This is a genomic window from Paenibacillus sp. 23TSA30-6 (genome assembly GCF_014858585.1).
In the GTDB taxonomy this organism is placed as follows: domain Bacteria; phylum Bacillota; class Bacilli; order Paenibacillales; family Paenibacillaceae; genus Paenibacillus.
This window is the reverse complement of record NZ_SLTL01000129.1, coordinates 1-248: the sequence shown is the minus strand read 5'-3', so window position 1 is coordinate 248 and position 248 is coordinate 1. Positions and strand designations below refer to the sequence as shown.

1 protein-coding gene is annotated in these 248 nt (G+C 64.1%); it reads left to right on the top strand.

Features of this window, described 5'->3' with window-relative positions; translation table 11 throughout:
• Window positions 1–248: hypothetical protein (locus E0698_RS26435; protein WP_238354184.1), on the top strand; the 248-nt coding region annotated here is incomplete at both ends.

Below are 248 nucleotides of genomic sequence, written 5' to 3'. Positions count from 1 at the left end.
CACCGCCCTCACGCATGCCTCCCTGACCCAGTTCGACGTTGAAGTTGCCGGTGAGATCTCCTCCCTCGACGTCAAGGTCCTGGAACTGGCCGCCCTCAAGGGCATCTTCGCGGACGTTGTGACCGAGCAGGTCTCCTATGTTAACGCTCCGGTCATCGCCGAGCAGCGGGGCATCAACGTCCGCCTGATCACCACGCCTGAAACCGAGTCGTACCGGAACGTCCTGACCCTCCGGGGCGCCCTGAGCG